The sequence below is a fragment of the Lentilactobacillus farraginis DSM 18382 = JCM 14108 genome (assembly GCF_000583655.1).
Lineage (GTDB): Bacteria > Bacillota > Bacilli > Lactobacillales > Lactobacillaceae > Lentilactobacillus > Lentilactobacillus farraginis.
The window spans coordinates 82,620-105,954 of record NZ_BAKI01000003.1; the positions used below are offsets into that span (position 1 = coordinate 82,620).

Here is a 23,335-nt window from a genome sequence, read left to right on the forward strand (position 1 = left end):
TCTAAGATAAGAATTAAAGTAACTCTGAAGATCGGTTGAAGTTCAGAAAACTTGCCACCTTCCACCCATGCATTGGAGGAATCACGTATGGCTACCAACACGCAGTTAGATGTATCACTGAAACGGCTTAAGAAAAAAGGGATTCGGATTACCCCCCAGCGTGAAATTATCTTAACCTACCTGATCAGTCACCATAATCATCCATCCGTTGAAACAATTCGGGATGGCATTGACGAAAAGTTACCGAATTTAAGTGTGGCAACGATTTATAATACGCTGAAACTATTTGTCGATAACGGATTGGCCATTGAATTACCGAACAAAGACGGTGGCCTGCGTTACGACTTTTTTGGGGTTCCCCATTATCACGCAATTTGTGAAAACTGTGGCAAAATCTTTGATATTTTTGACGAATCCTATCCTGAAATTGTGGCCCATGTGAAGCAGGTTGCCCAGGAGAGGGTCGGGTTTAAAGTTACCGGCGCGCAACTTGAAGTTACCGGTATCTGTCCGAAGTGTGAAAAGAAGCTGGCTGCCAAAAAGACGGTTGCCAAATAATATTACAAGCCGCAACAGCTTGTCTGATAGGCTTTAAACCGCTTTTTTCAGTATTTTGTCAACAACTTTTAATATGATTGACAATAAGTCGCTAAAAGCCCGTAATTACGCATCAAAATGCGGATTACGGGCTTTTTTACTGCTTGAATTTCCCCTGCTAAATCGTTTATATTACTAAGCGTAATCTAATAGCATGTAAACATTTGATATATTTAAACCAGACTAACTTAACTTAAAAAAAGCAACCATCATCAAATTTAAAAATCAACTTTATCAACTTCTGAAGGGAAAAATTATTTTGAAAAAACGAAACTTGATTAAGGCGGTTTGCGCGCTTTCGTTCGCCACTGCAGGGTTATTTTCATTTGGGGGCAGTGCCCACGCTGAAAGTGTCAATACGTATATCGCCAATAATGATATTGGGCACGCCAGCGTTACCTCTTCCGTATGGGGCGGGTTTCCTAAAAATGGCTACCGCCATGGTACCGGAAAACCAGAGGGCGTTGTCGTTCACGAAACCGCAAACCCAAGTTCAACCATTTATAATGAAATTGCCTATATGAAACGCAATTATCAATCCGCTTTCGTCCATACCTTTGTGGACGCCAGCCGAATTATCAATATCGCAAACACAAACTATCTGGCTTGGGGTGCCGGATACCCGGCCAACGCCCGGTTTGTGCAGTTTGAACAGGTTCGCGTTCATAGTAAGTCGGCGTTTGCCCACGAGATTGCCAACGCGGCTTATTACACCGCGTACATTTTGGATAAGTATGGTTTAAAGCCAAATGACGCCGCTTACGATGGCAAAGGCACAGTATGGTCACACAAGGGCGTTTCCAAATACTTGGGCGGCACCGATCATACCGATCCAACTGCCTATTATGCTTCAATGGGCAAAAAGTATTTTGGTGCCGGCTACACCTTCGCGCAGTTCTATCAACTTGTTAAGACAACGTATAACAACCTTTCCGGCTCACACGAAAAAAAGGCCTTTGATAAAGTTTCGTATAAGTCGGCAGATGAAGAGGCGCTATTAGGAGATAAATACAAGTCTTACAGGTTGTATAACCACGTTAAGAATTCGCGGGCAAACGTTAAAAAGTATTCTTGGTCATCAGTTGGGGCAACCGTTGGCAAGAAAGTCTATATCGACGATATTGGTAAGAAATCTTCCGGCAGCACGTGGTACCGGATTCGCTTTGCCAGTGATCAGGGTGTCCAGAAGTATTGGGTTTATAGTAAAGCCCTGAATCTGGACACATCAGCCGATGAATGATCAGGTGACCAGTCGTTATCTTTTAGCCTTATTTATTTGACATTTTGATGTTAATTATATATGATAAGGCTACTTTGGAAGACCAAGTAGTGTCAGGACAGAGAAAGGGCGAGATGCTGAAACGCCTTTAAAGACACGAATCCTACCTTCCGTTACGATTATGTCCCAATCAGACACGGATTTTCCCGTTACGAAATCAAAAAGTGTGAAGCGCTGCTTTGAATGAGAATGGTACCGCCCAATCGGGTGTCTCAATTCAAAGCAGCGTTTTTTGGTTTATCATAAAAAGAATGCAGGTGGCTATTATGAATCATCGAAGTATTGAAGCAAATCGTATCGTCGTGAAAGTCGGCACCAGTAGCTTGATCCACCCCAACGGCGCCGTTAACCTGGAAACCTTTGACCAACTCGCGTATACATTGAGCGCCTTAACAACCAGGGAAAAGAATTAATTCTGGTTTCATCGGGGGCCATTGGGGTTGGCCTCAATAAAATGCATCTCAAAAAGCGGCCATCGGAAATCGGTGCCCAACAAGCTTTGGCAGCCATCGGTCAATCCGAGCTGATGACTTTATTTACCCAAAGATTCAACCATTATTTAACGGATATCGCCCAAGTACTGCTGACCCACGATATTTTTGACTATCCCAAAAGTAATAAATATGTCATGGATACTTTTAATTGTCTGCTGAAAGATAATGTAATTCCCATAGTAAATGAAAACGATACGGTCGCTACCGACGAATTGGATCATAAGACCACCTTTGGTGATAACGACCAACTATCGGCCATCGTTGCTAGTCACGTCAACGCCGACTTACTAATCGTTTTATCGGACATTGACGGTTTTTACGATCAGAATCCAAAGAAATTTGCCAACGCCAGCCTCATTCCAACCGTCAACATCATTAACGAAGAGACCTTTACCGTTGCCGGCGGTTCTGGGAGCCGCTTTGGGACCGGCGGCATGCAGACAAAATTATTAGCCGCCAAACGTATGCTGGCTGAAAACCGCCAGATGATTTTGGCAAATGGTCGGGACCCCCGAATTATTTTGGATATCCTGGCCGGCAAAAAAATTGGTACGTTATTTACTAAAAACCGTTCCGAAAACCAACCGCAGTCCGAAACATCACCAACAATTAATCATTGAAGTCAACTTAACTTTGAAACGGCCTAAGACACCCCAAGGAGGATAAGTCAAATGGATGAAATTCTAGTGAACCAAACATTAAATCAAATCGGCAGCCAGGCTAAAAGAGCTGCCGCTAAATTGAGTCAACTGGATACGGTTACCAAAAACCGGCTTTTAAATCAATTTGCAGCTGAACTGGTAACCAGAACACCGACAATCTTGGCAGCTAATCAAAAGGATCTCCGTGCCGCTGTTGACATGCCGGCTAAATTTACAGATCGGCTAAAATTGACCGAACAACGCATTAAAGACATGGCCGCGGGATTGCGACAGGTAGCCACACTGCCGGATCCGATCGGCAATCTTGATCGTGGCTGGACAAACGAAGCCGGTTTGTTAATCGAACAAAAGCGGGTCCCACTGGGGGTCATTGCAATGATTTTTGAAGCCCGGCCAAATGTAACGGTCGATGCTTCAGCCTTGACCTTTAAAAGTGGTAATGCCGTGATTCTCCGGGGTGGTAAAGAAGCGCTTAACAGCAATCTTGCTTTGGCCAACACGCTCCGTTACGTCTTAAAACAAGCCGGTTTGGATGAAAATATTATCCAGATTCTACATGATACCAGCCACCAAACTGCAGATGACCTCATGCATCTAAACCGTTACGTGGACGTGCTGATTCCCAGAGGTGGTGCCGGGCTGATTCAGGCTGTCCTTAAAAACGCAACTGTTCCGGTAATTGAAACAGGTGCCGGCAACTGTCACATCTACGTTGATCAATTTGCTGAAGAAAAAATGGCGGTTGATATTGTTGTCAACGCGAAAGTTCAGCGGCCTTCCGTCTGCAATGCCGCCGAAAAACTATTAATTCACCAAGCCGCGGCTGCCAAATTGCTGCCGCCAATCGCCAAAGCCTTGGAGGCTCACGGCGTTGAATTACGCGGTGATCAGCGAAGCCGCGCAATTGTCAGTTCGATCAAGCCGGCTCAGGATACCGATTGGTCAACCGAATACAATGACCTGATTATGGCCGTTAAGATTGTCGACGATGAACAGGCAGCTATCGAACACATCAACCACTATTCAACCGGTCATTCAGAAGTCATTATTACCGATAACTATCAAAATAGCCAAACTTTCCTGAATCAGATCGATTCCGCCTGCGTGTATGTAAATGCTTCTACCCGCTTCACCGACGGTTTTCAATTCGGTTTTGGTGCCGAAATTGGCATCAGTACTCAAAAACTGCACGCCCGTGGCCCAATGGGCTTGAAAGAACTGACAACTACCAAATACGTTGTTAGGGGCAATGGTCAGATCCGCAAATAGACCCATTGATAAAAAGGGAAGCGTCCAGCACGCTTCCCTTTTTTACTTGTCCAACCGCCCCGGCACAATAGCCGAATCAGTCAATAGTTGATTTTTCCTTATCCTGCAGACGCTTTAACTTATAACTCATAATCAGCGTAGTTCCGGGAATTGTCAGCACAACGCCAATTAACGAAATGACAATTGCGATCAATTCCGCCGCAAAAACCTTATCATTTAAAATGCTGCCAAGCGAATAGTGCAACCCGTAAAACCAAATAAACAGCCCCATCGAACTACCGAAAAAGCCGAAGAACAACGTATTAACAGCTGTTCCAATAATTTGTCTGCCAATCACAATGCCATCCGAGAACAGCTGCTTACTGCGGATTTTGGGATGCTGCGTCACAATTTCGTCCAAGCCGGAAGCAATCGCAATTGCGGCTTCGGCAATCGCTCCCAAAGAGCTTAAGATTGCAGTAGAAACGGCGATTTTGGTAAAACTGATACCAACGTACAGGGACAGGCCTTCAAGTTCCTCACTGTCTTCAAGACCGAAGCCACCGACTCGAGCCCAATATTCCACGGGGATAATAATCAGAACCAAAACAATTAAAATAATAACCGAAGCTTGAAAGGCAGTGGCTGATGCATTATCACTGGCACTGCTCCAAAAAATAGTAATCGATAACAGAATAATACTGGCTACAAGGGTTACCGCGATGGGTGGCAGATGAAAAGCAATCAGGACAATACTGAAAAACAGGATCCCGAAGTTAACAACCATACTCAAAAAAGACGTAATTCCCTGTTTGCCGCCAACAATCATCATTAGAATCAGCAGTACCAACCCCAATGCTGTTAATGAGCCCATTAATTTTCATCTCCCTTTATCCACAATCCGGCGAATAGACTGGAAAGCACCACCGTTAAAACAATCCCGATTGCACTGATCAAACTGGAGGTTACCCCTAAGGACATGTTCATTGAAAATGAGTATTTCCAAGTATTGCCATTTTTCAAGTACAATAAAGTCATCGGGATCGTTTCTGCCATAAAGATAAAAAAGAGCACGTTAATCAGCGGTCCCATAATGGACTTCCCAATTTGCCGACCGGAATTAAAAAGCTGCATTTTACCGATTTGGGGCCGTTCCTGCTTAAGGGTGGCCAAAGAGGCGATGATATCGGTTGCTTCGTCCATAACGGCTCCCAAAACACCGATTAAAACTTCAGCTAAAAAGAGTGGCTTGGGCAGCTGCGTTACATATTGCATGGATTCATAGTACATTCCCTTTTCATGGGTAGCGCCAAAGACCAGCAGGGTCAACAATAATGTAACCGCCGTTGCCGAAACAACCGCAGCCAAAGTTACAAACATTTTGCGGTTCCACCCCATTACCAAAAGAAGCGTAATGAAACAAAAAATAATTGCCAAAACACTAAAAATCGGAATCACTGCCGCACCGTTATTATAGTGATCAAGTTTAACCGCAACCCAGAAAAGAAGCGTATTAATAACGATACTGGCAATCACCGTAACACCTTTCAGCTTTAAAATGATAAACATTAATCCAACAGCTAGTGCCAGTAGGAAAACAATCGGCGTATCCCGCTTCAAATCCTTGACAGTCGCGTGCAATTTAGGCTTGGTGTGCAGTGAAATAAATAGTTTTTGATGAACGCGATATTGATGGTCCATGGCGCCGGAATCGGAATACGCATTTTGAATTTTTAATTGCCTGCCGGCGTACTTGCCGTTTGTAATCCGACCGGTTAACACCTGCTGGTGATAATGGTCCACATTGTGAAATTCATCGGACATCTTCGTTACTTTACCACTGGTTACCTTCGTTACTTGAAGAATTGGTTCAGAGTACAGTCGATCGTTATGGGCAGTTATCAACACAGCTGCCAAACAAAAAAAGACGACCGCCAACACCTGTAACCAAGTCATTCTGCTTGTCAGTTTAGAAATCATGTTTCACATCTTTTCGTGCGAATTTTAGAACCATTGTACCATTAGTAAATTTAAGATGACGGGCGCGGCGGGCAATATTAATAAAATTGAAAGAGTCATGCCAATTTATTTTCAGCAATTTCAAAATGAAGCCCGGTAAATAAAAAAATCGGGGTTAAAAACGCCCCGACCATTAAACGCGACTACTTTTTGGGATAATCAATCACCATCACATTCACGGTTGAATGCCGTACCACGTAAGCGGTTGTTGAACCCAAAATTGCCCTTGAGATGCCGTTAACACCCGACTTACCCATGACAATCAGCGAAGCATTGTATTTCTTGGGCAGTTCTTTGGCAATTTGAATTTTGGGGATGCCGACAACAAAATGGGTTTCCACTTTAACACCCATTTTTTCAACCGTTTCCCGGGCATCGTCCAGAATCTCTTCAGCCCGTTCCTGAAACGACTGCATGACATCCTGCCCCAATGTCACGCCGTACTGAACATAACGCTGATCGCTGGCTACCGAGACAATCTGCAGTGTCGAACCAAACTGCTTGGCTAATTTTGCGGCTTCCTCAACAGCCTGCTTCGAATTTTCACTACCGTCAACCGGCACCAAAATTGTTTCATACATAACCTACTCGCCTCCATTTATTATCCTACAAGTAAAGTTTACCATTTAATTTCTGCCAAACCAGTTATTAGAATGACAAGCCAACATTATCGAAAAAGCGCATTCAAAGCACTTATTTACTGGACAAGTGCGCAACAATCGTTTTATTTTCGCGAAGTTCCGCCTGTCGCTTTAACAGTCGCTCCTGATAATGTGCCACCAGGTAATTTTCTTCATCCGACTCCGGGATAAGCTTTGGAAAATGAATCTCCTCAAGCGGGTTCGTAATAATCAGGGTACAAAACGAAATAAATGCCGGTTCGATTTTTTTGGTCCGCTTTTGATAAGTTTCAAATTTACTAAAAACCTCAACCGCCTTCTGGTTGGCTCCGGTCACATATGACGTACATTTACTGAGGTCCCCCGGCGTTATCGGCGCCAAAAACTGCGTGTGGTCATAGCCCGCTGTCACAAACGATAAATTACCGGGTAAAAATTTAACGGCTGCCAAGCCGGCATTGGCGTCTAAAATTGCCAAGGTCCGGCCGCCAAACTGAATCTGATTATTATTCATGTCACCAGGAAAGACGTAGCTTTCATGAATAGCCGCCGTTTGGGCACATGTTATTGATTCAATGATTGTCATCCCCTCCGCTTCAGCTGAATTGTAAATCCTACCAATATGATACCCTTTTCATTAGTGAAATCGCAACTGCCACGCCCAATAACTCCATGCTTGTGAATTAATTATTACAAATACCCGAATTTTATTGTTAGCGCTTTCTCAAAGATGTAAAATGAAGGCGTACAGAAAAAGAACATTTTCACTAGGAGGCCATTATTATGAAAGCAGTTCGGATTTATGGTGAAAAAGATATTCGTGTCGAAGATGTGACGATTCCCGAACCAAAGGATGATCAAGTTCAGTTAAAAGTTAAGTATTGTGGTATCTGTGGCAGCGATCTACATGCCTACCTGGAAGGGTGGGGACTGCCAACCGTACCGTATCCGTTAACCGGTAAAACCGTACCAATCACACTTGGGCACGAATTTTCCGGTGAAATCGTTAAAGTTGGCAAAGACGTTGACAATTTGCAGGTTGGTGACCATGTGGCAGTAGAACCACTGCTTGCTTGTGGTAAGTGTGAAAATTGTCGAGCCGGTAACTATAACTTCTGTAACCGGGCTGTTTCAACGGACGGTGCCGGTAATTTTCTCGGCTTTTCAGAAGACGGTGGGATGGCGCAATACGCCAACGTTCAAGGCGTCTTCGCCCACAAATTACCTGAAGACATGAGCTTTGAACTGGGTGCTTTGGCAGAACCAACTGCTGTTGTTTACGAAGCTATCAAGAAGAGCCGTCTGCGTGAAGGTCAAAGTGTCGCTGTCATGGGTGCCGGCCCAATCGGCTTACTGCAGGCTTTATTAGCTAAAATTGCCGGTGCCAACAAAGTCTACATTGTCGATGTTTCAAAAGTTCGCTTAGCCAAAGCCAAAGAACTGGGCTTGGAAAACGTTCTTGACCCAACTCAGGTTGACGTTGAAAAAGAAATTAAGAAGGACTTTCCAAATGGTGTTGATATCACCTTTGAATGTGCCGGCGTTCAGGCCACCTTTGATACCGCACTGAAAGTTACCAAACGAACCGGTACCCTTCAAATCGTTGCACTTTACGGCAAGCCGCTTACAATGAATATGACAGATGATTTAATTATGCAGGGCCTAGATATTATTACGACGCTTTGCTACAACAATTCTTTCCCGAACGTTTTGGGCATTATCGATAATCACAAAGAATTATTTAAGAAGATTGTCACTAAGAAAGTCAGCTTGGACGATGCGTTGGATCAAGGAATCAAGGCATTGTCAACTGACAAATCACAGGTTAAGATTTTAATTGATCCGTCACTATAACAGTATTTAATTTCCTGAACAAAGTTTTAACCACAGAACCGCCGCCCTTCCGCTTTACCCACTTCCTGGTTCTGTTTTGGTGGAAGGGTATTAGATGATTATCTCCTTATAAAAAATCCACTGATAGCAATCTACCAGTGGATTTTTTCTTAAACCAAGCTTATAACCTTTTTTCCATGTTAATATCGGTAACCTCAAAACCGCTTTCCCGATAAAGATGCAGGGCGCGTTGATTACTACCAAATACGTGCAGGGCAATGTTTCTGAACCCCAACTTGGCAGCTTCCGTGTCTACTAGTTTAAGCGCCTGCTTACCATACCCCTGATTCTGATAGGCATTACCTATCTGAAAATCATAAATAAAGGCAGTTTCTGGATTATCTTTGCTTTTCGCAAACCAGATCACCCCAATTTTGGTACCATCCTGATCAAGTCGATAGAAATAATTATCCGGCGTTTGAATACCTTGAGGCAATAAGCGTTGATACTCTTCAGTTGCCTTTTGAAACGCAAGCTGTTCTGTCCAAGTACCAGCCTTTACTTTTTCACTGGCATAGTAAGTGACCGCTGTCGATAAATAAGCATCGTAATCTTTTTGTGACATTTGTTTTAATGTAAGCATGGGCATTCCTCCGAAATGATTAGTTGCTGTTATTTATTATAGCAGGCTGACAAAATTCAGAAGTATGTTGATCTATTTCCAAACGAATACAAGCTACATCCCCAACACCAAACGTAGAAAGGCCAGCGAAATGACGCCGACAACCACCGTTACCAGAAGGCTTTTTGAAATGATTGCGCTTAAAATTGTTGGTAAAGAAGCAATCAGGTTAGGGACATTCAATGATGGTAAATGCCCCAAATGCTGAATAAACAAATTTTCAAACCACAGCGCCGACATAATCGCAATTGGTACGAAACTTAAAAACTCAATGACCCCCGCCGACAGCTTGAATTTCTTTAGAATAACAAACGGCATAATTCGGGATAACCAGGTCGCAATCCCTGATCCCAAAATTGTAAAAAAGACAAAACTAGAAGAAGGCATGCTTCATCACCACCCCAAATGCACAAGCTAATAATGTTACCACCAACGTTAACAGATTGGCCGGAATAAAAATAATCCCAACAAAAGTTGCGACCAATACAAAGCCAACCACCAACAGCTGCAGCTTAAACTTAATTGATTTATCACTAATCAGCTGCAGGTATAACAGCCCAATGAACATCGATACCAGCGCGAAATCCAAGCCGTACTTTTCCGGATTACTGATAAAATTTCCCAAAAGAGCCCCAACTAGCGAAGCCAGTGCCCAAGCTGTATACGCAAACCAGTTAACGGTATTAAACCACGCGAAGTTCAGTCTTCTGTTGGTATAGTTCAGTTTGTTCATCCCCAAGGCAAAACTTTCATCCGTTACCAAGCCGCCCAAAATAATGTTTTTCAGTAGACTTTCTTTTTGAAAATAAGGTGCCAGTGTTGTACTCATCAAAATCATCCGTGAATTGACCAAAAAAGCCGATAGAATAATGGAAACCATCGGACTGTGTGAAACCAACATACTGACAATAATAAATTGTGACGCACCACCATATGTAATCAACGACATCAGTGTAATCATCAACGGACTGATTCCCGATGCTTTACCAACAATGCCGTATGCTAAACCAATACCGATATAACCAAAAACTGTTGGTAGGGTCTCCTTGGCTGCACTTGAAACTGTTAATTCATTATCCACGCATTGTTTCTCTCCTTTCCGTTGGGTTACTTGGTGTAACTCCGCACACTTTCTAGGACTGCTGCTCAAAGCAACACCACGCCGTATAAGAGATCGATTCGAAAAATCCAAACCCGGGATTCCCCGAATCGACGTCTTATACTCTGGGTGTTAACCGCTTTGCTCCGCACACTGTGTTTGACTTTTCCCCTCACCGTTGTTTAAAATAAAAGACAAGCGTATAATATATTGAACATTAATGGAATTTTAATTCATTTTTCATCTTATGTCAACACTACTTGGGGGCTTTTTAGCATGGATATAGGCGCAATTGTCAGCGCGAACCTTAAGCACATCCGCAGTGAAAAAGGATTTAGCCTGACCAAATTATCAGAACTTTCCGGTGTCAGTAAAGGAATGCTATCCCAAATTGAAAATAACGGCACCAGCCCCACCATCAACACGATTTGGAAAATCTGTGCCGGTTTAAATGTGCCGTACACGGCTCTGTTAGAAGGCCGGGTTGAGGTATCCCGGGTTATCCGAAGATCGGAAACCAATCAGCAGAAATCCGCCGACGGTCACTACCGTATTTATGGCTACTATCCGGATTCCGCCCACCGCAACTTTGAATTATTTCAAATGGAACTAGACCAAGGTGATGATTATAAATCAACTGGTCATTCAAAGGTAAACCACACTGGCCATTCGGAAGAATATGTCATGGTCTTGGCGGGTCAATTAACATTGGAAGTTACCGGTGAAAAATTGATTCTCAATAAAGACGATGCCACCCGATTTGATTCAACGGGTAACCATACCTATCGTAATACCGGTACCGGTATTTTGAAAACGGTTATCATTAATTTCTATCCGGTCTGAAAAAACTTTCAAGAAATTATTAAATCAGCTTGAATTCTTTCATGGTTTGAAATACAATAATGTTTCCTGAAGTTGTTCATCAATTTCAGGGAGCATTGTTTCTTCAATCAATCCTTGAAACGGAGGCATTCCTATGATTCAAAGCATGGTGAAAGTTCGTCCTTTTGTACTGAAAGTAAGAGGCAAGAAAGTATTATTCGCACCCAACTATCCGGAAGATGCCCGCAGACGTTTTGTGAAAACAAAAAACGGGCAGATAAAGACCCGTTTGATACAGAAGCGGAATTTGATTTGGCAATCGAAGATAAATTGCGCATCGATGCCCTTAACCAATACTACGAAGAAGTTGACGAGAAAGAAGCTTTCCGCGCCAAGGTAAGTTGATGTTACCCAATTTTTTAGAGAATTAAATAAACAGTTAATCAAGAATCGAGACGCAGTTTGTCTCGATTTTTTAATATAATTTTGCCTAAGCTTTTAGAAAAAGTAGGATTCCAAACACTACCAATAATGCATACACATATTTCACCATCATTTCACTGGAAATATGATCAGTTAACCAATTACCAAGTGGAATAATGATGAGCAACAACGGGACAATAATTGCTAATAACTGAAATACTTCAATTGTCCAAAAGCCTGCAATTGCCTGACTGGCAACGACTAAAACGCCCACGCATAAGAAATGCGCCTGCAAAATACCACGAAGTGCCATTACCGGCCATTTCTTTAGTGTGCCATACACAACAATCGGAACACCGTGACTGTTATAAGCACTGCCCATTACACCAGAAATCAAACCGGCTATGTAATCAGAAAAAGAAGATTGAAACCGGGGTTTACTGCTGTGATGTCGGTAAATCCGAATCAAACAATAACTGCCATATCCAATTAAGAAAAGGCTCAAAAAACGTATAATCAGTGTTTTGTCGACGTATTTAATTAATAGAATACCAACGGGCACACCCAAAAGTGAACCAGTCACCAACCGACGAACAATCGCAAAATTAATATGGCCTCGATAACGAATGGCGCCCGGTAAGGCAACAATTAGCCCCAAAGCCCCAATCAGTGCAACCGACGTTTGCAGGTTAAATGATATCAAAGCCAACAACGGCATTGTTACCAAGGCTTCACCAAAGCCAAAAACCGTTCGCACCAATGCTCCAAAAAGGGCAATTAAAACAACCAAAACAAGTGTCATCATGTCCTCCAAAAAACTTTTTTAACAATCATTAACCATATTCTATACAACAAACGGGCACATCGCAAAATAGAAATTCGATGTGCCCGTTTGTCGTTTAGTTATAGGCAATTTTTGATTTTTAACTTGGGTTATTGGGGTGGAAGTGGTTTGTTTTACATGGCTATTAGGACTGCTACTCAAAGCAGCACCGCTCCATATAAGAGATCGATTCGAAAAATCCAAAACCGGGATTCCTAAGATTCACGCCTTATATTCCGGGCATTAAACGCTTTGCTTCGCACACTGGTTGAGGATTGCTTCGCTAACCATAAACCTGCATGTAAGGGATTCATTTCAAAAATCCAAACCCGGGATTTCCGAAATGAACGCCTTACATTCCGGTTTATCCCAGGTTAGCTTCGCACACTTATTTTTTATAATCCTCCCAAGCCTTTAAGCCGGCGGCCGTCAAACCGGTGACCGAGGTGCCGTCACTTTTAATTAAGCCGGCATCAATCAGTGGCTGCGGGTGGCCGCCAATCGCATTGTCGCAGTAATCCACAAAGTGGCTGATTAATGTCCCTGATTCTACCCGGCCTGATTTAATCGCGTTTAAAATATCAAAATCGGTTTGTGATAATTTCATGATTCAATTTCCCTCCATTTTTTAAAATCATTATAACCGAAAAGAAACGAATCTGCGCAAGAAACGCTTTACTTAGGTGGGGGAATCACTGCCGATGTTCAGCTTCCCAGCGCTTTATCTGCTCCAAGCGTCGTTTGAAACGGCCCTCGTTTCCCTGTTCAGTTGGCTCGTAATACGTATGCCCGATTAATGAATCGGGCATTGTCTGCATCGTCGTTAGTTTAGCTTCAGCTTCATGGGCATACTGATACCCCTTGCCATAGCCCAGATCGGCCATCAATGATGTTGGGGCATTCCGCAATTGCAACGGTACCGGTTCGTCAATCGAATGCTTAACATCTGACGCCGCTTTTAACTTGGCCTTATAAACAGCATTGGATTTCGGTGCCAATGAAAGGTAGATCACTGCTTCTGTTAAATGGACATCACACTCCGGCATTCCAATAAATTGGCACGCCTGAAAAACATTTACCGCAACATTTAGCGCATTAGTATCCGCTAGTCCAATATCTTCACTCGCGAATCGAACTAATCGTCGCGCAATGTACAGCGGATCTTCACCACCATTCATCATCCGGGACAGCCAATAAACGGCCGCATCCGCATCACTGTTGCGCATTGATTTGTGAAGCGCAGAAATTAAATTGTAATGTTCTTCACCACTTTTGTCATAAAGAAATGATTTGGTCGCCATCAACTGATGAAGATTATCCGTCGAGACCTTAACGTGATCGTCAGTTTTTTCGCTATTATTAACAGCCATTTCCAGCGTATTTAAGGCGACCCTGGCATCCCCGTTGGCAAATTCGGCAATTTGCTTAATTGCCCTTTCATCTATTTCAACATGCTGCTTGGCAAAACCATCCGGATGAATCAGCGCATGCTTAATTAAACGGACAATCTCCGCTGTCTGAAGTGGCTGCAAAACAAAGACCTTGCACCGGGATAAAAGCGCTGCGTTAATTTCAAATGACGGATTTTCAGTCGTTGCTCCGATCAACGTAATGCTCCCCTTTTCGACAAACGGTAAGAAAGCATCTTGTTGCGCTTTATTGAATCGATGAATTTCGTCAACAAAAACAATGGTTTTGCCACCCATATCCAAATTGGCCTCGGCATCCTTCATTAACTTGCGGATATCTCGGATACCACTGGTAACCGCACTAAAAGTAACAAACTTAGCCTTGGTTTTTCTGGCAATAATCTCAGCTAAAGTCGTTTTTCCAGAGCCCGGCGGTCCCCAAAAAATCATGGACGGCAACTGATCGCTTTCGATGATTTCCCGAAGGACTTTCCCTTTGCCCAACAATTGCTGCTGACCAGCGAATTCTTCAAGTGTTTTTGGTCGAACCCGGTATGCTAACGGTTGATTGGCAAATTCATTGGCAGCAAATAATGATTGCTGTTTCAAAGTAACACCTCCACTCTGGTGAATTTAGTCTTATTATAGCACGCCCTTGCGAACTTAGGTTCGATGGATAATCCAAATAAAAAACTGCCGTAGTGAATTACCCGACAGTTTAAATGAAAAATATTTCGTTTAAAAAATTGTTTGTTTTCAAATCAAGCGATCAAATCAGCTGCCATATGAAATGCATTGGCCAATGAAACGCCTTTACTTGCAAACCGTTTGTTTAGAAGTAATTGTCTAAAGTCTTCAATCGAAATGTGCTCTGTATCCTTGATTGGCATTCCCTGACCACCATATGATCCGGTGGTTAAGGTTACAACCAAGCCATCCCGGCTGTCCAAATGAATGTCATAATCTTCAAAGTAATACGAATCATCGTAATGACCTTTCATTTCTTTGTGGCTTGCAAAATACGTTCTAATAAAGTCTTGAAAGGCTTCCTTTGACTTCAATGATTCCTTCCATTCAGTCTCAGTTTCTTCAGCCATTATAAAGACTTCCTTTCTCTTTTCTCTCTTTAAGAAGCTCAGAAACACCGATTATGTAAATAAGCTCTTTAGCTCATCTACTAATTTTCATTGTAATCATGTTATATCCAAATGCAAGCGAAAAAGTCGATGAAAACGTTGCCACTAAACATTTTCATCGACTTTTTTTGTGCCATTAAAAATAACCGCTTTCACTTTTAGACTATTACCCATTAATTATACTAAAGCTATATCAATGTAACATTAGTCGCAGGTTGTTTGATAATTGCACGCCCTACCCTAATTTTTCTCCAGTTCATCCAGTGCACTTTCCAACTGAGCTTTACTGTCCGCGTCCAAGTCCGGGTACTTGAGTGGCAGCTCTTTGATTCGCCGATCGATAATATCTGATACGCAAAGCCGGGAATACCATTTATCGTCTGATGGAATAATGTACCAAGGGTTTTGCTTGGTAGCAGTTTTGCTTAATGCCCTTTCATAAGCATCGACATAGTCATCCCAATACTTGCGCTCTTTAATATCAGCCGCGGAAAATTTCCAATTATGATCCGGCATTTCGATTCGACGCTTGAATCGATTCTTCTGCTCGTTTTTGGACATATGCAAAAAGAACTTTAAGACAACAAAACCATTTCTGGTCATGTAGTCCTCCAAAAAATTAATGTCCTGATAACGCCCCTCAAAGAATTCATCATTAACCTGCTTTAATTTCGTAATCCCGCCGATATGGGCATTCAATATCAACTGAGGATGGACCGGCTGACCAGTACGTCCTCGTAATAAGAACGATTGAAGATGCCGATAATCCCTCGAGGCGGCATATGCCGGTGAACCCGCCACAGATAATCATGATTCAGCTCGATAGATGTTGGTACCTTAAAGCTGGTCACCTCACATCCCTGGGGATTGACTCCGCTTAAGATGTGTCGAATCATGCTGTCTTTACCAGAGCCGTCCATTCCCTGAAAAATAATTAAAATACCAAACCGGTTTTGAGCATATAATTTCCCCTGAAGATCCTGTAACGTCATAATATTGTTTTCAATTCGGGCTTTAATTTCACTCTTACTAAGATTTTCGGCAGTCGCAGCGGTCGGTTGCTTTCTCAGTTTGAAATTATCACCGCCGTTATAGCGAAATGATTTTTCACGATTAAATAGCTTCTTGTTGTCCAAAGGAATCCCTCCCGTCCTGTTAATTAAAAGATAGCACACTGCCATAACAGGTGGCCGAATTGTGCTTCCATATTCAAATCCTGTGTTGCATTTATTGTCAGCAACCCCGTCACTCAAAACTGCCAAATTAACAAATTCTTCATTTTTTCCAAAGTTGGTTTTATCTATCGACAATCACTTTGAAATCCCTGCTTAAAAGCATATACTTATTTCAATGAACGTTAGACAGGGAGGAATCAGTTTGAAAAAATTAATTGTAACCGCAACCGAAGCTGAAGCGGAAATGCCAATCAACCGACAGATGATTCAATTGATGAATCACAATTAAAAGACGACCTTTATCAAGCCGTTAACGGAAGATGGGAAAAGACCGCGAAAATCCCCGCTGATCATTCTTCAACCGGTGGATTCATGGACCTGAATGATAACATCGATAAAGAATTGATGCGTGACTTGGACGATATCGAGTCCCAAAATAAGGATAGTTTCGAAGCACCTTTCTCAGAAATGTTGAAGCTATATGAACTGGCTCGGAATTTCAAGAAGCGGGATGCTGATGGTGCCGAACCGCTTAAACCTTATTTAGAAAAGATTGAAAACATCTCCGGCTTTGACGATCTGAACAGTCAAATTGTGGCTTGGACCAAAACCGGTTTCCCATTGCCGTTTGGCTTTTTCGTTGAACCAGATATGAAAAATACCAAAGTCAATGCCTTGTTTGCCAACAGTCCCAGCCTGTTTTTACCTGACCGAACCTATTACGAAAATAACAATCCGGCTTACGCACAGTTAATGCCGGTTCTAACCAAAACCCTCAGCCAATTACTGATTTTGGCAGATTACAGCAGCAACGAGGCTGACTAAATTGTCGAATCCGCCAAAAAGTTTGACGCAGCAATTGCGCCACACGTTAAGTCGGCAGAAGAAGTGGCTGATTACAGTAAAATGTACAATCCACAATCATTTGCCGACTTTGCCAAATCCAGCAGTCATTTTGATCTGGTGACATTAGCTGACGGCTTGTTTGAAAAAGCACCCGAGCAGATAATTGTCACGGAGCCCAAATTCTTTGAAGCCCTTGATGACATTGTCAACGAAGATTCCTTCCAGGATATGAAGAATTGGATGCTGGTTAAAACAATTTATTCAGCAGCCGGTTATCTTTCAGAGGAATTCCGACAAACCGGCTCTACCTTCAGCCGGGCGCTTTCCGGAAAGAAGGAAGCAACACCACAAAAGAAGTCAGCCTTTTATTTGGCAACTGGCACTTTTGGCCAAACAATCGGTGATTACTACGCTAAAAAATACTTTGGCCCTAAAGCCAAAGCGGATGTTGAACACATGGTTCGCAACATGATCAGCGTTTACAAAAACCGACTTGAAAATAATACTTGGTTAAGCGAAGCAACCCGTCAAAAAGCCATTGTTAAGTTGAATAAACTGGGCCTGCATGTCGGTTATCCAGACCATATTGATGAACTTGAATATAAATATCAGATTATCCCGGAAAACCAAGGTGGCACCCTCTTTGACAACATGACCAAAATCGGCCAGGTTGCGCAGGCAGATAATTACGCCAAACTTGGAAAACCGGTTGATCGAACCAAATGGGAAATGAGTGCCAGCACCGTCAATGCTTATTATGACCCATTTAAGAACCTGATCGTCTTTCCGGCAGCCATCCTGCAGGCACCTTTCTACAGTTTGGAACAAACGCCCAGCCAAAACTATGGCGGTATCGGTGCCGTTATGGCGCATGAAATTTCACACGCCTTTGACAACAATGGTTCGCTCTTCGATGAATATGGTAATTTAAACAATTGGTGGACCAAAGAAGATCATGCGTATTTCACCAAACTGGCTGATAAAATGGTGAAAGAATTTGACGGTATTCCATTTGCCGGTGGCAAGGTTAACGGCAAATTAACCGTTTCAGAAAACATTGCCGATGCCGGTGGCTTAAGCTGTGCCAACGAGGCGGCTAAGAACGAACGGGATTACAATCTGTATGATTTCTTTATCAATTGGGCCAAAATTTGGCGAATGAAGGCTACGACCCAATATAAGCAATTACTACTGAATATCGATGTTCATGCACCGGCTGAATTACGGGCCAACGTGCAGGTTAAAAACCTGGATGATTTTTATTCAACCTTTGAAGTTAAGCCGGGAGACGGTATGTACCTGAAGCCGGAAGATCGCGTTAAAATCTGGTAGTTCGCTTAATAACACCAAAAAACAGCAATCGGCTGAAAAACCACTTTGGCGTTTCTCAGTCGATTGCTGTTTTATATATATCGAGCCGGCTAAATCAGGATTGCCAGCCCGGCACTTAAATAAGTAAATCCAATTGCATCATCGAATAAGCGAATCAAGCAACTACTTAATCCCGAAACAGTTGGTTCATTCGCTTATTTGCTTTTTTAATCGTTCCCCCTCTTAAAATATGATTCTACCAAACTATATAAAGCCTCCAAAAACATCCCAACAACCATCATATACATGACAACCATGCTCTGACCCTTATATAGCAGGATTCCCATTACCAAATAAAACAATACAAAGAACCACTTTAGCCAAATGTTATTGACCATCATCTTCTCATCCCCTTATTAACCAGAATAAAACTAACGTCAATACATTTCAAATGTCGGCATTCTGAATTTGTGATATGATAAGGCTAATTGTCATTTATAGCTGGTTTGAATTTAAGATTAATCATCAAGCTGCCGACCCGAAGCGCAATCATGATACGGGAACATATTCATGTACACTTTTTATAAATGATATATAATATAAGTAAAGAGAACCTGTGAGGTGACCATCATGAAACTAACAGAATATCTTCATGATCAATTGAAATTTTTGAACGATCAAATGAGTTCAGCGAAAAAGGAAAAAGATGAAACCACGCAATATTTAGTTGATTCTAAAATAACGGAAGTTAAGTTAATTTTGGAAGCATTGCAAAAAGGCATCATCGACGAAGCATAACAACGAGGTTGAGGCGAAACAGTCGTTTTGTTGGCAACCTCATTTTATTTGCGTTAAGATAGGTCGCATGTTAAAGCTGATTAATAGTTAACCGGGCCACTCCTATCGTTAGATTAAGAGGGCGGCTCTCCTCAAATTATGCTGCCTTGGTTGCAGAAATACCACTAATTGTGGTTTAATCGATTATAGTATAAACTCAGTAAATAATTCCTAAGGAGTAAAATGAATTGATTACATTAAAATCACCACGTGAAATTGAAAAGATGGCCGAATCAGGAAAAGTTTTGGCCGGTGTTCATTTGGGGCTGCGTAAAATGATCAAGCCCGGCTTGGACACATGGGATATTGAAGAGTTTGCCCGCCAGTATATCAAGGACCACAATGCCTACCCTTCCGAAATGGGATTTGAGGGCTACAAATTTGCAACCTGCGTTTCCGTCAATGATGAAGTTGCCCACGGAATTCCCCGCAAGGGCCTAATCCTAAAGGACGGCGACATCGTCAAGGTTGATTTAACGGTCAACAAAGACGGCTTTGAAAGTGATTCATGCTGGTCCTATGCTGTCGGTGATGTTTCGCCTGAAATTAAAAACTTAATGGATGTTACCCGCAAGGCCTTATACCTTGGCATCGACCAAGCTGTTATCGGTAACCGTCTGGGTGATATTGGTGCCGCAATTCAAACTTACGTTGAAGATGAGCATCACATGGGCGACGTCCGTGAACTGATTGGTCACGGTATCCAGCCTAAGATGCACGAGGAGCCAAACGTTCCTGCCTACGGTGTGCCTCACAGAGGACTTCGCTTGAAAGAAGGGATGACCATTACCATTGAACCAATGGTCAACACCGGCACCTGGGAAATCAAGGACCGCTACGACAAGGCGGACGATTGGACTTACTACGTTTCAGCAGACGGCAGTCCATCAGCTCAGTATGAACACACTTTAGCGATTACCAAAGATGGTCCCAAGATTTTGACTATTCAGGATCCGGATATCGACGCAAAGTATATTTATCATAATAACTAATTTTCAACCGATAAAAGGCTGGCGCAAAAGTAATTTTGTACAGCCTTTTTATTGAATATGCCATTTTGAACAAAATGGTTAAACATTAAAAGTGGTTCAAATGCATTTTTGAACCCATTACTTATTTTTAGAGAAATCTGCCACAGGGCAATCACTTGGAGGTCAACTCATTGAACAACAAACAATTTAAATTTCCAGATACCAAAGCCTATAATTTTGTTATCGAAGCATTAAAAGAACGGGGCATCACACCTGACGATATTTCAAGAATGGCTATTGATCTTCAAAAGCCATTCATTCCAAACCTTTCGATGGAAGAAGTCCGAAAAGATACCACCAACGTTTTGCACAAGCGGGAAGTGTTAAATAATGCCATGGTTGGCTTGGAATTGGACCGCTTGGCAACTGAAGGGCTGTTAAAGGAACCCCTTGAAAGCATCATTATGAACGATTCAGGCGTTTTCGGCGTCGATGAAGGGATTGCCCTTAATATTGCCAACATTTATGGCACGATTGGGATCACTAACTATGGTTATATCGACCGAGACAAAACCGGCGTTGTTAAAAAATTGGACGAGTCAAAAAACGGCAAGTCCAATACATTCGTTGATGATATAGTGGGCGCGATAGCAAGTGCGGTATCGGCAAGAATTGCGCATAGAAATAATTAGAGTGTGGAAAGAGACGGTTAGCTTCCAGAATATAACTTGACTAAGCGAATATTCCTGGTTTTGGAATGTTGGCTTAGTTAAGTTATATGGCCGGAAGCTGTCTCTTGGAACACATTTCAGCTTAGTGTGCGGAGCTAACCTGGGATAAACCGGCGTGTAAGGCATTTATTTCGGAAATCCTGGACTTGGATTTTTGAAATGAATCCTTACATGCAGGTTTATGGTTAGCGGAGCAGTCCTACATCTCCGTTGCCTAAAAACAATATAACTTAACTAAGCGAATATTCCTGATTTTGGAATGTTGGCTTAGTTAAGTTATATGGCCGGAAGCTGTCTCTTGGAACACGTTTCAGTTTAGTGTGCGAAACAAAGCGGTTAACGTTCGGAGTATAAGGCGTCGCTTCGGGAAATCCTGCACTTGGATTTTTCGAAGTGATCCCTTATATGCAGAACGTTGCTTTGTGTAGCAGTCCTAAAAAAGTGTGCGGAACAAAGCGCTTAGCACCCAGAGTATAAGAGATCAATCTGGGAAATCCCGGGCTTGGATTTTTCAGATTGATCTCTTATATGGCGTGGTGCTGCTTTGTGTAGCAGTCCTAAAAAGCATGCGGAACAAATCACTCAGCCCCTACTTCACCGCCACCCAAAATGATCTAAATCCATATCCCGTTTTTTCATACCAGAGACAAATGGATTGCCCTTCACAAAATATCTCAACGGTTTTCCCGCCCAATCCCCTTGGTTTGAAACGCCGATTCGATTCGAAGTTTCAATCATCTGAGGGATTTTTTTGCGATGTTTGTGGATATCAAGCTTACTGTTATCACCAAAGATTTCAAAATTCATTTTTTTATCGGAAATACCAAAGGCTTCCATTAATTTACCGGGACCATTTGTTAAATCGAATCCGGTTTTTGCCCGATTTTTCAGCATTATTTCTTTGCCGATAAACGGCTCAACGGCACGGATTAAGACTCCTTGAGGGACATCTTTAGCCTGGGCAGCGACATCAAGCAGGTACCTGCCATGGATCGAATAGATGTAAACTGTACCTGGAGGCCCATACAATGGTTCATTGGATGCGGTTCGACGTCCCTTAAAAGCATGGGCTGCCGAATCCAGCTGGCCCAGATACGCTTCCGTTTCAACTATCCAGCCGCCGACCAATCCTTTCGGTGACTGATATGTAAGCAGCATCCCCAACATTTCCTGGGCAACTTGATCAGTCGAGGCGCTGGCATAAAATGGATCACTGGTACTCAAATTATCACAGCTTTCAAATTTATTTTTTACGAGGAGGATTTTCTAATGGAACTAAAACTTGAACGAATTTACGATAAACCACAGGATCTAAACGGCTACCGTATCTTAGTCGACCGACTTTGGCCCCGGGGAATTTCAAAGGTGAATGCCAAATTGGACGAATGGGAAAAAGAGATTGCGCCTTCAAAAGAGCTCCGTTCATGGTTCTCCCATGATCCGGCCAAGTTTGCCGAGTTCGAGAAAAAATACATCGCTGAATTGGATGGTAATGATCAACTACCAACTTTTATGACTACCATTAAGGAAAAACTTAAAACTGATAACGTTATCTTGTTATACGGTGCAAAGGATCGGGAACACAACCAAGCCGTTGTTTTAAAACAGTACTTGGAAACTCACTTGGGCCAAGCCTGACGAATGTTAGCCAAAGTCAGCTGATCGGTTCGCTCGAAATTAATAGCCGCTTCATGGAGTATCTGGGGATCGCCAACCCCAATTGAGACAATCCCGGCAGCGTTAATTGATTTAATTCCTACAATTCCATCATCAATCCCAACGCAGGCTTCCGGCGGCAGATGAAGCATTTCAGCTGCCTTGGCAAAAACATCCGGCGCCGGTTTATTATGTTTGATCGTTTTTAAATCAACGATTAGTGGAAAGTAATTTTCCAGTTTCAACTTACGAATCTCTTTAGGTGCGTTGGCTGACGCCGAAGCAATAATCATTTTGTAACCATGACGGGTTAAGTCATCTAGAAAAGCTAGAATTCCCGGCAAAATATCGCTAGGATTCATCTTATCCAACATGGTTTGATAAATATCATTTTTTTGATTCGCAAGCGCCTCTTTTTGTTGACGGGTGTATTGACCTCTCTTGCCCGCAGAATCCAAGATTGCATCCAGTGAATCAATCCGGTCACGCCCCTTTATTGCTTCTTCTAATTCGGCCGACCACTCAATTCCCAATTGATCGGCGATTTGGCGCCACGATTGGCTGTGGTAAGCCCAAGAGTCGGTGATAATGCCATTTAAATCAAACAATACACCTTTTACGTCTGCAAAATTGCTCATCTCTATAACCACCCTTTCTATCAA

Annotated in this window: 23 protein-coding genes and 3 pseudogenes; 11 read left to right on the forward strand and 15 right to left on the reverse strand. The window is 42.6% G+C overall.

Translation table 11 applies throughout. The annotated features are described in order from the left end of the window. Positions 1-87 precede the first annotated feature (87 nt). The 4 genes and pseudogenes from JCM14108_RS02170 to JCM14108_RS02185 all read left to right on the forward strand — a co-directional run bounded on the left by JCM14108_RS02170 (position 88) and on the right by JCM14108_RS02185 (position 4,301). Positions 88-558, forward strand: a complete 471-nt coding sequence (locus JCM14108_RS02170) for a Fur family transcriptional regulator (protein ID WP_035178044.1) — start codon at positions 88-90, stop codon at positions 556-558. A gap of 298 nt (positions 559-856) precedes the next feature. Continuing rightward, the gene (locus tag JCM14108_RS02175) at positions 857-1,837 is read left to right on the forward strand and encodes a peptidoglycan recognition protein family protein (protein ID WP_035178047.1); all 981 of its coding nucleotides are present in this window, start codon (positions 857-859) and stop codon (positions 1,835-1,837) included. A gap of 305 nt (positions 1,838-2,142) precedes the next feature. Further along, a pseudogene (proB, locus tag JCM14108_RS02180) lies at positions 2,143-2,990 on the forward strand (glutamate 5-kinase). A gap of 51 nt (positions 2,991-3,041) precedes the next feature. Then, the gene (locus JCM14108_RS02185; RefSeq protein WP_035178049.1) at positions 3,042-4,301 is read left to right on the forward strand and encodes a glutamate-5-semialdehyde dehydrogenase; all 1,260 of its coding nucleotides are present in this window, start codon (positions 3,042-3,044) and stop codon (positions 4,299-4,301) included. A 76-nt stretch (positions 4,302-4,377) separates the two neighbouring features. Here the strand turns inward: JCM14108_RS02185 and JCM14108_RS02190 are convergent, their stop codons facing one another. The 4 genes from JCM14108_RS02190 to JCM14108_RS02205 all read right to left on the reverse strand — a co-directional run bounded on the left by JCM14108_RS02190 (position 4,378) and on the right by JCM14108_RS02205 (position 7,505). Then, on the reverse strand, positions 4,378-5,154 hold the full coding sequence (locus JCM14108_RS02190; RefSeq protein ID WP_035178052.1) for a YibE/F family protein: 777 nt from the start codon (positions 5,152-5,154) through the stop codon (positions 4,378-4,380). After that, entirely contained in the window at positions 5,154-6,260 is a 1,107-nt protein-coding gene (locus JCM14108_RS02195) for a YibE/F family protein (protein WP_035178054.1), read from the reverse strand. The genes JCM14108_RS02190 and JCM14108_RS02195 overlap by 1 nt, the downstream gene beginning before the upstream one ends. Positions 6,261-6,442: 182 nt before the next feature. Beyond that, positions 6,443-6,880, reverse strand: a complete 438-nt coding sequence (locus JCM14108_RS02200; protein ID WP_035178057.1) for a universal stress protein — start codon at positions 6,878-6,880, stop codon at positions 6,443-6,445. A gap of 112 nt (positions 6,881-6,992) precedes the next feature. Then, positions 6,993-7,505 (reverse strand): acyl-CoA thioester hydrolase, encoded by a 513-nt coding sequence (locus JCM14108_RS02205; RefSeq protein ID WP_235807081.1) that lies wholly within the window; start codon positions 7,503-7,505, stop codon positions 6,993-6,995. 197 nt (positions 7,506-7,702) lie between these two features. Here JCM14108_RS02205 and JCM14108_RS02210 point away from each other — a divergent pair, with 197 nt between their 5' ends. Beyond that, on the forward strand, positions 7,703-8,773 hold the full coding sequence (locus JCM14108_RS02210; protein ID WP_035178060.1) for a 2,3-butanediol dehydrogenase: 1,071 nt from the start codon (positions 7,703-7,705) through the stop codon (positions 8,771-8,773). A gap of 160 nt (positions 8,774-8,933) precedes the next feature. Here JCM14108_RS02210 and JCM14108_RS02215 read toward each other — a convergent pair whose 3' ends face one another. From JCM14108_RS02215 to JCM14108_RS02225, 3 genes are all read right to left on the reverse strand, one after another. Continuing rightward, the gene (locus JCM14108_RS02215; protein ID WP_035178063.1) at positions 8,934-9,395 is read right to left on the reverse strand and encodes a GNAT family N-acetyltransferase; all 462 of its coding nucleotides are present in this window, start codon (positions 9,393-9,395) and stop codon (positions 8,934-8,936) included. A gap of 93 nt (positions 9,396-9,488) precedes the next feature. Further along, the gene (locus JCM14108_RS02220; RefSeq protein ID WP_035178066.1) at positions 9,489-9,821 is read right to left on the reverse strand and encodes an AzlD domain-containing protein; all 333 of its coding nucleotides are present in this window, start codon (positions 9,819-9,821) and stop codon (positions 9,489-9,491) included. Continuing rightward, a complete protein-coding gene (locus tag JCM14108_RS02225; protein WP_035178069.1) occupies positions 9,808-10,515 on the reverse strand; it encodes an AzlC family ABC transporter permease in 708 nt (235 codons plus the stop codon). Before JCM14108_RS02225 ends, JCM14108_RS02220 begins: the two co-directional genes overlap by 14 nt. Positions 10,516-10,809: 294 nt before the next feature. Between JCM14108_RS02225 and JCM14108_RS02230 the strand changes: the two genes are divergently transcribed. Continuing rightward, complete coding sequence (locus JCM14108_RS02230; RefSeq protein WP_035178071.1) at positions 10,810-11,376, forward strand: helix-turn-helix domain-containing protein; 567 nt, start codon at positions 10,810-10,812, stop codon at positions 11,374-11,376. Between the two features lie 469 nt (positions 11,377-11,845). Here the strand turns inward: JCM14108_RS02230 and JCM14108_RS02240 are convergent, their stop codons facing one another. From JCM14108_RS02240 to JCM14108_RS02260, 5 genes and pseudogenes are all read right to left on the reverse strand, one after another. Further along, complete coding sequence (locus tag JCM14108_RS02240) at positions 11,846-12,580, reverse strand: sulfite exporter TauE/SafE family protein (RefSeq protein WP_035178074.1); 735 nt, start codon at positions 12,578-12,580, stop codon at positions 11,846-11,848. 409 nt (positions 12,581-12,989) lie between these two features. Continuing rightward, entirely contained in the window at positions 12,990-13,208 is a 219-nt protein-coding gene (locus tag JCM14108_RS02245; RefSeq protein WP_035178077.1) for a hypothetical protein, read from the reverse strand. A gap of 85 nt (positions 13,209-13,293) precedes the next feature. After that, a complete protein-coding gene (locus JCM14108_RS02250; RefSeq protein WP_035178079.1) occupies positions 13,294-14,619 on the reverse strand; it encodes a replication-associated recombination protein A in 1,326 nt (441 codons plus the stop codon). 152 nt (positions 14,620-14,771) lie between these two features. Next, positions 14,772-15,107 carry a hypothetical protein gene (locus tag JCM14108_RS02255; RefSeq protein WP_035178082.1) on the reverse strand — a complete coding sequence of 112 codons (336 nt, stop codon included), beginning with the start codon at positions 15,105-15,107 and terminating at the stop codon, positions 14,772-14,774. Between the two features lie 279 nt (positions 15,108-15,386). Next, positions 15,387-16,327 (reverse strand): annotated as a pseudogene (locus JCM14108_RS02260) (polyphosphate kinase 2 family protein). 169 nt (positions 16,328-16,496) lie between these two features. Between JCM14108_RS02260 and JCM14108_RS02265 the strand changes: the two are divergent. Next, positions 16,497-18,499, forward strand: a pseudogene (locus tag JCM14108_RS02265) (M13 family metallopeptidase). Between the two features lie 206 nt (positions 18,500-18,705). On the opposite strand, the gene JCM14108_RS14790 reads toward JCM14108_RS02265, so the two are convergent. Further along, on the reverse strand, positions 18,706-18,879 hold the full coding sequence (locus tag JCM14108_RS14790; RefSeq protein ID WP_169790398.1) for a hypothetical protein: 174 nt from the start codon (positions 18,877-18,879) through the stop codon (positions 18,706-18,708). A 229-nt stretch (positions 18,880-19,108) separates the two neighbouring features. On the opposite strand from JCM14108_RS14790, the gene JCM14108_RS14795 reads away from it, so the two are divergent. From JCM14108_RS14795 to JCM14108_RS02275, 3 genes are all read left to right on the forward strand, one after another. Continuing rightward, a complete protein-coding gene (locus JCM14108_RS14795) occupies positions 19,109-19,276 on the forward strand; it encodes a hypothetical protein (protein ID WP_169790399.1) in 168 nt (55 codons plus the stop codon). Between the two features lie 227 nt (positions 19,277-19,503). After that, entirely contained in the window at positions 19,504-20,307 is an 804-nt protein-coding gene (gene map, locus JCM14108_RS02270) for a type I methionyl aminopeptidase (protein ID WP_035178084.1), read from the forward strand. Positions 20,308-20,477: 170 nt separating this feature from the next. Beyond that, a complete protein-coding gene (locus JCM14108_RS02275; protein WP_035178087.1) occupies positions 20,478-20,978 on the forward strand; it encodes a phosphatidylglycerophosphatase A family protein in 501 nt (166 codons plus the stop codon). 633 nt (positions 20,979-21,611) lie between these two features. Here the strand turns inward: JCM14108_RS02275 and JCM14108_RS02280 are convergent. Then, positions 21,612-22,241, reverse strand: coding sequence for a DNA-3-methyladenine glycosylase (locus JCM14108_RS02280; RefSeq protein ID WP_035178090.1), 630 nt, complete (start codon positions 22,239-22,241; stop codon positions 21,612-21,614). Between the two features lie 45 nt (positions 22,242-22,286). Between JCM14108_RS02280 and JCM14108_RS02285 the strand changes: the two genes are divergently transcribed. Further along, complete coding sequence (locus JCM14108_RS02285) at positions 22,287-22,655, forward strand: DUF488 domain-containing protein (protein ID WP_035178092.1); 369 nt, start codon at positions 22,287-22,289, stop codon at positions 22,653-22,655. Here the strand turns inward: JCM14108_RS02285 and pgmB are convergent. Next, complete coding sequence (pgmB, locus tag JCM14108_RS02290) at positions 22,637-23,311, reverse strand: beta-phosphoglucomutase (protein WP_035178095.1); 675 nt, start codon at positions 23,309-23,311, stop codon at positions 22,637-22,639. The genes JCM14108_RS02285 and pgmB overlap by 19 nt on opposite strands. Positions 23,312-23,335 lie beyond the last annotated feature (24 nt).

What these genes read in the sequence shown, in the direction of transcription:
- JCM14108_RS02170 (WP_035178044.1), top strand. Translation starts at nt 88, where the DNA reads ATGGCTACCAACACGCAGTTAGATGTATCACTGAAACGGCTTAAGAAA.
- JCM14108_RS02185 (WP_035178049.1), top strand. Translation starts at nt 3,042, where the DNA reads ATGGATGAAATTCTAGTGAACCAAACATTAAATCAAATCGGCAGCCAG.
- JCM14108_RS02190 (WP_035178052.1), bottom strand. Translation starts at nt 5,154, where the DNA reads ATGGGCTCATTAACAGCATTGGGGTTGGTACTGCTGATTCTAATGATG.
- JCM14108_RS02195 (WP_035178054.1), bottom strand. Translation starts at nt 6,260, where the DNA reads ATGATTTCTAAACTGACAAGCAGAATGACTTGGTTACAGGTGTTGGCG.
- JCM14108_RS02200 (WP_035178057.1), bottom strand. Translation starts at nt 6,880, where the DNA reads ATGTATGAAACAATTTTGGTGCCGGTTGACGGTAGTGAAAATTCGAAG.
- JCM14108_RS02205 (WP_235807081.1), bottom strand. Translation starts at nt 7,505, where the DNA reads ATGACAATCATTGAATCAATAACATGTGCCCAAACGGCGGCTATTCAT.
- JCM14108_RS02210 (WP_035178060.1), top strand. Translation starts at nt 7,703, where the DNA reads ATGAAAGCAGTTCGGATTTATGGTGAAAAAGATATTCGTGTCGAAGAT.
- JCM14108_RS02215 (WP_035178063.1), bottom strand. Translation starts at nt 9,395, where the DNA reads ATGCTTACATTAAAACAAATGTCACAAAAAGATTACGATGCTTATTTA.
- JCM14108_RS02220 (WP_035178066.1), bottom strand. Translation starts at nt 9,821, where the DNA reads ATGCCTTCTTCTAGTTTTGTCTTTTTTACAATTTTGGGATCAGGGATT.
- JCM14108_RS02230 (WP_035178071.1), top strand. Translation starts at nt 10,810, where the DNA reads ATGGATATAGGCGCAATTGTCAGCGCGAACCTTAAGCACATCCGCAGT.
- JCM14108_RS02240 (WP_035178074.1), bottom strand. Translation starts at nt 12,580, where the DNA reads ATGACACTTGTTTTGGTTGTTTTAATTGCCCTTTTTGGAGCATTGGTG.
- JCM14108_RS02245 (WP_035178077.1), bottom strand. Translation starts at nt 13,208, where the DNA reads ATGAAATTATCACAAACCGATTTTGATATTTTAAACGCGATTAAATCA.
- JCM14108_RS02255 (WP_035178082.1), bottom strand. Translation starts at nt 15,107, where the DNA reads ATGGCTGAAGAAACTGAGACTGAATGGAAGGAATCATTGAAGTCAAAG.
- JCM14108_RS14790 (WP_169790398.1), bottom strand. Translation starts at nt 18,879, where the DNA reads ATGATGGTCAATAACATTTGGCTAAAGTGGTTCTTTGTATTGTTTTAT.
- JCM14108_RS14795 (WP_169790399.1), top strand. Translation starts at nt 19,109, where the DNA reads ATGAAACTAACAGAATATCTTCATGATCAATTGAAATTTTTGAACGAT.
- JCM14108_RS02285 (WP_035178092.1), top strand. Translation starts at nt 22,287, where the DNA reads ATGGAACTAAAACTTGAACGAATTTACGATAAACCACAGGATCTAAAC.
- pgmB (WP_035178095.1), bottom strand. Translation starts at nt 23,311, where the DNA reads ATGAGCAATTTTGCAGACGTAAAAGGTGTATTGTTTGATTTAAATGGC.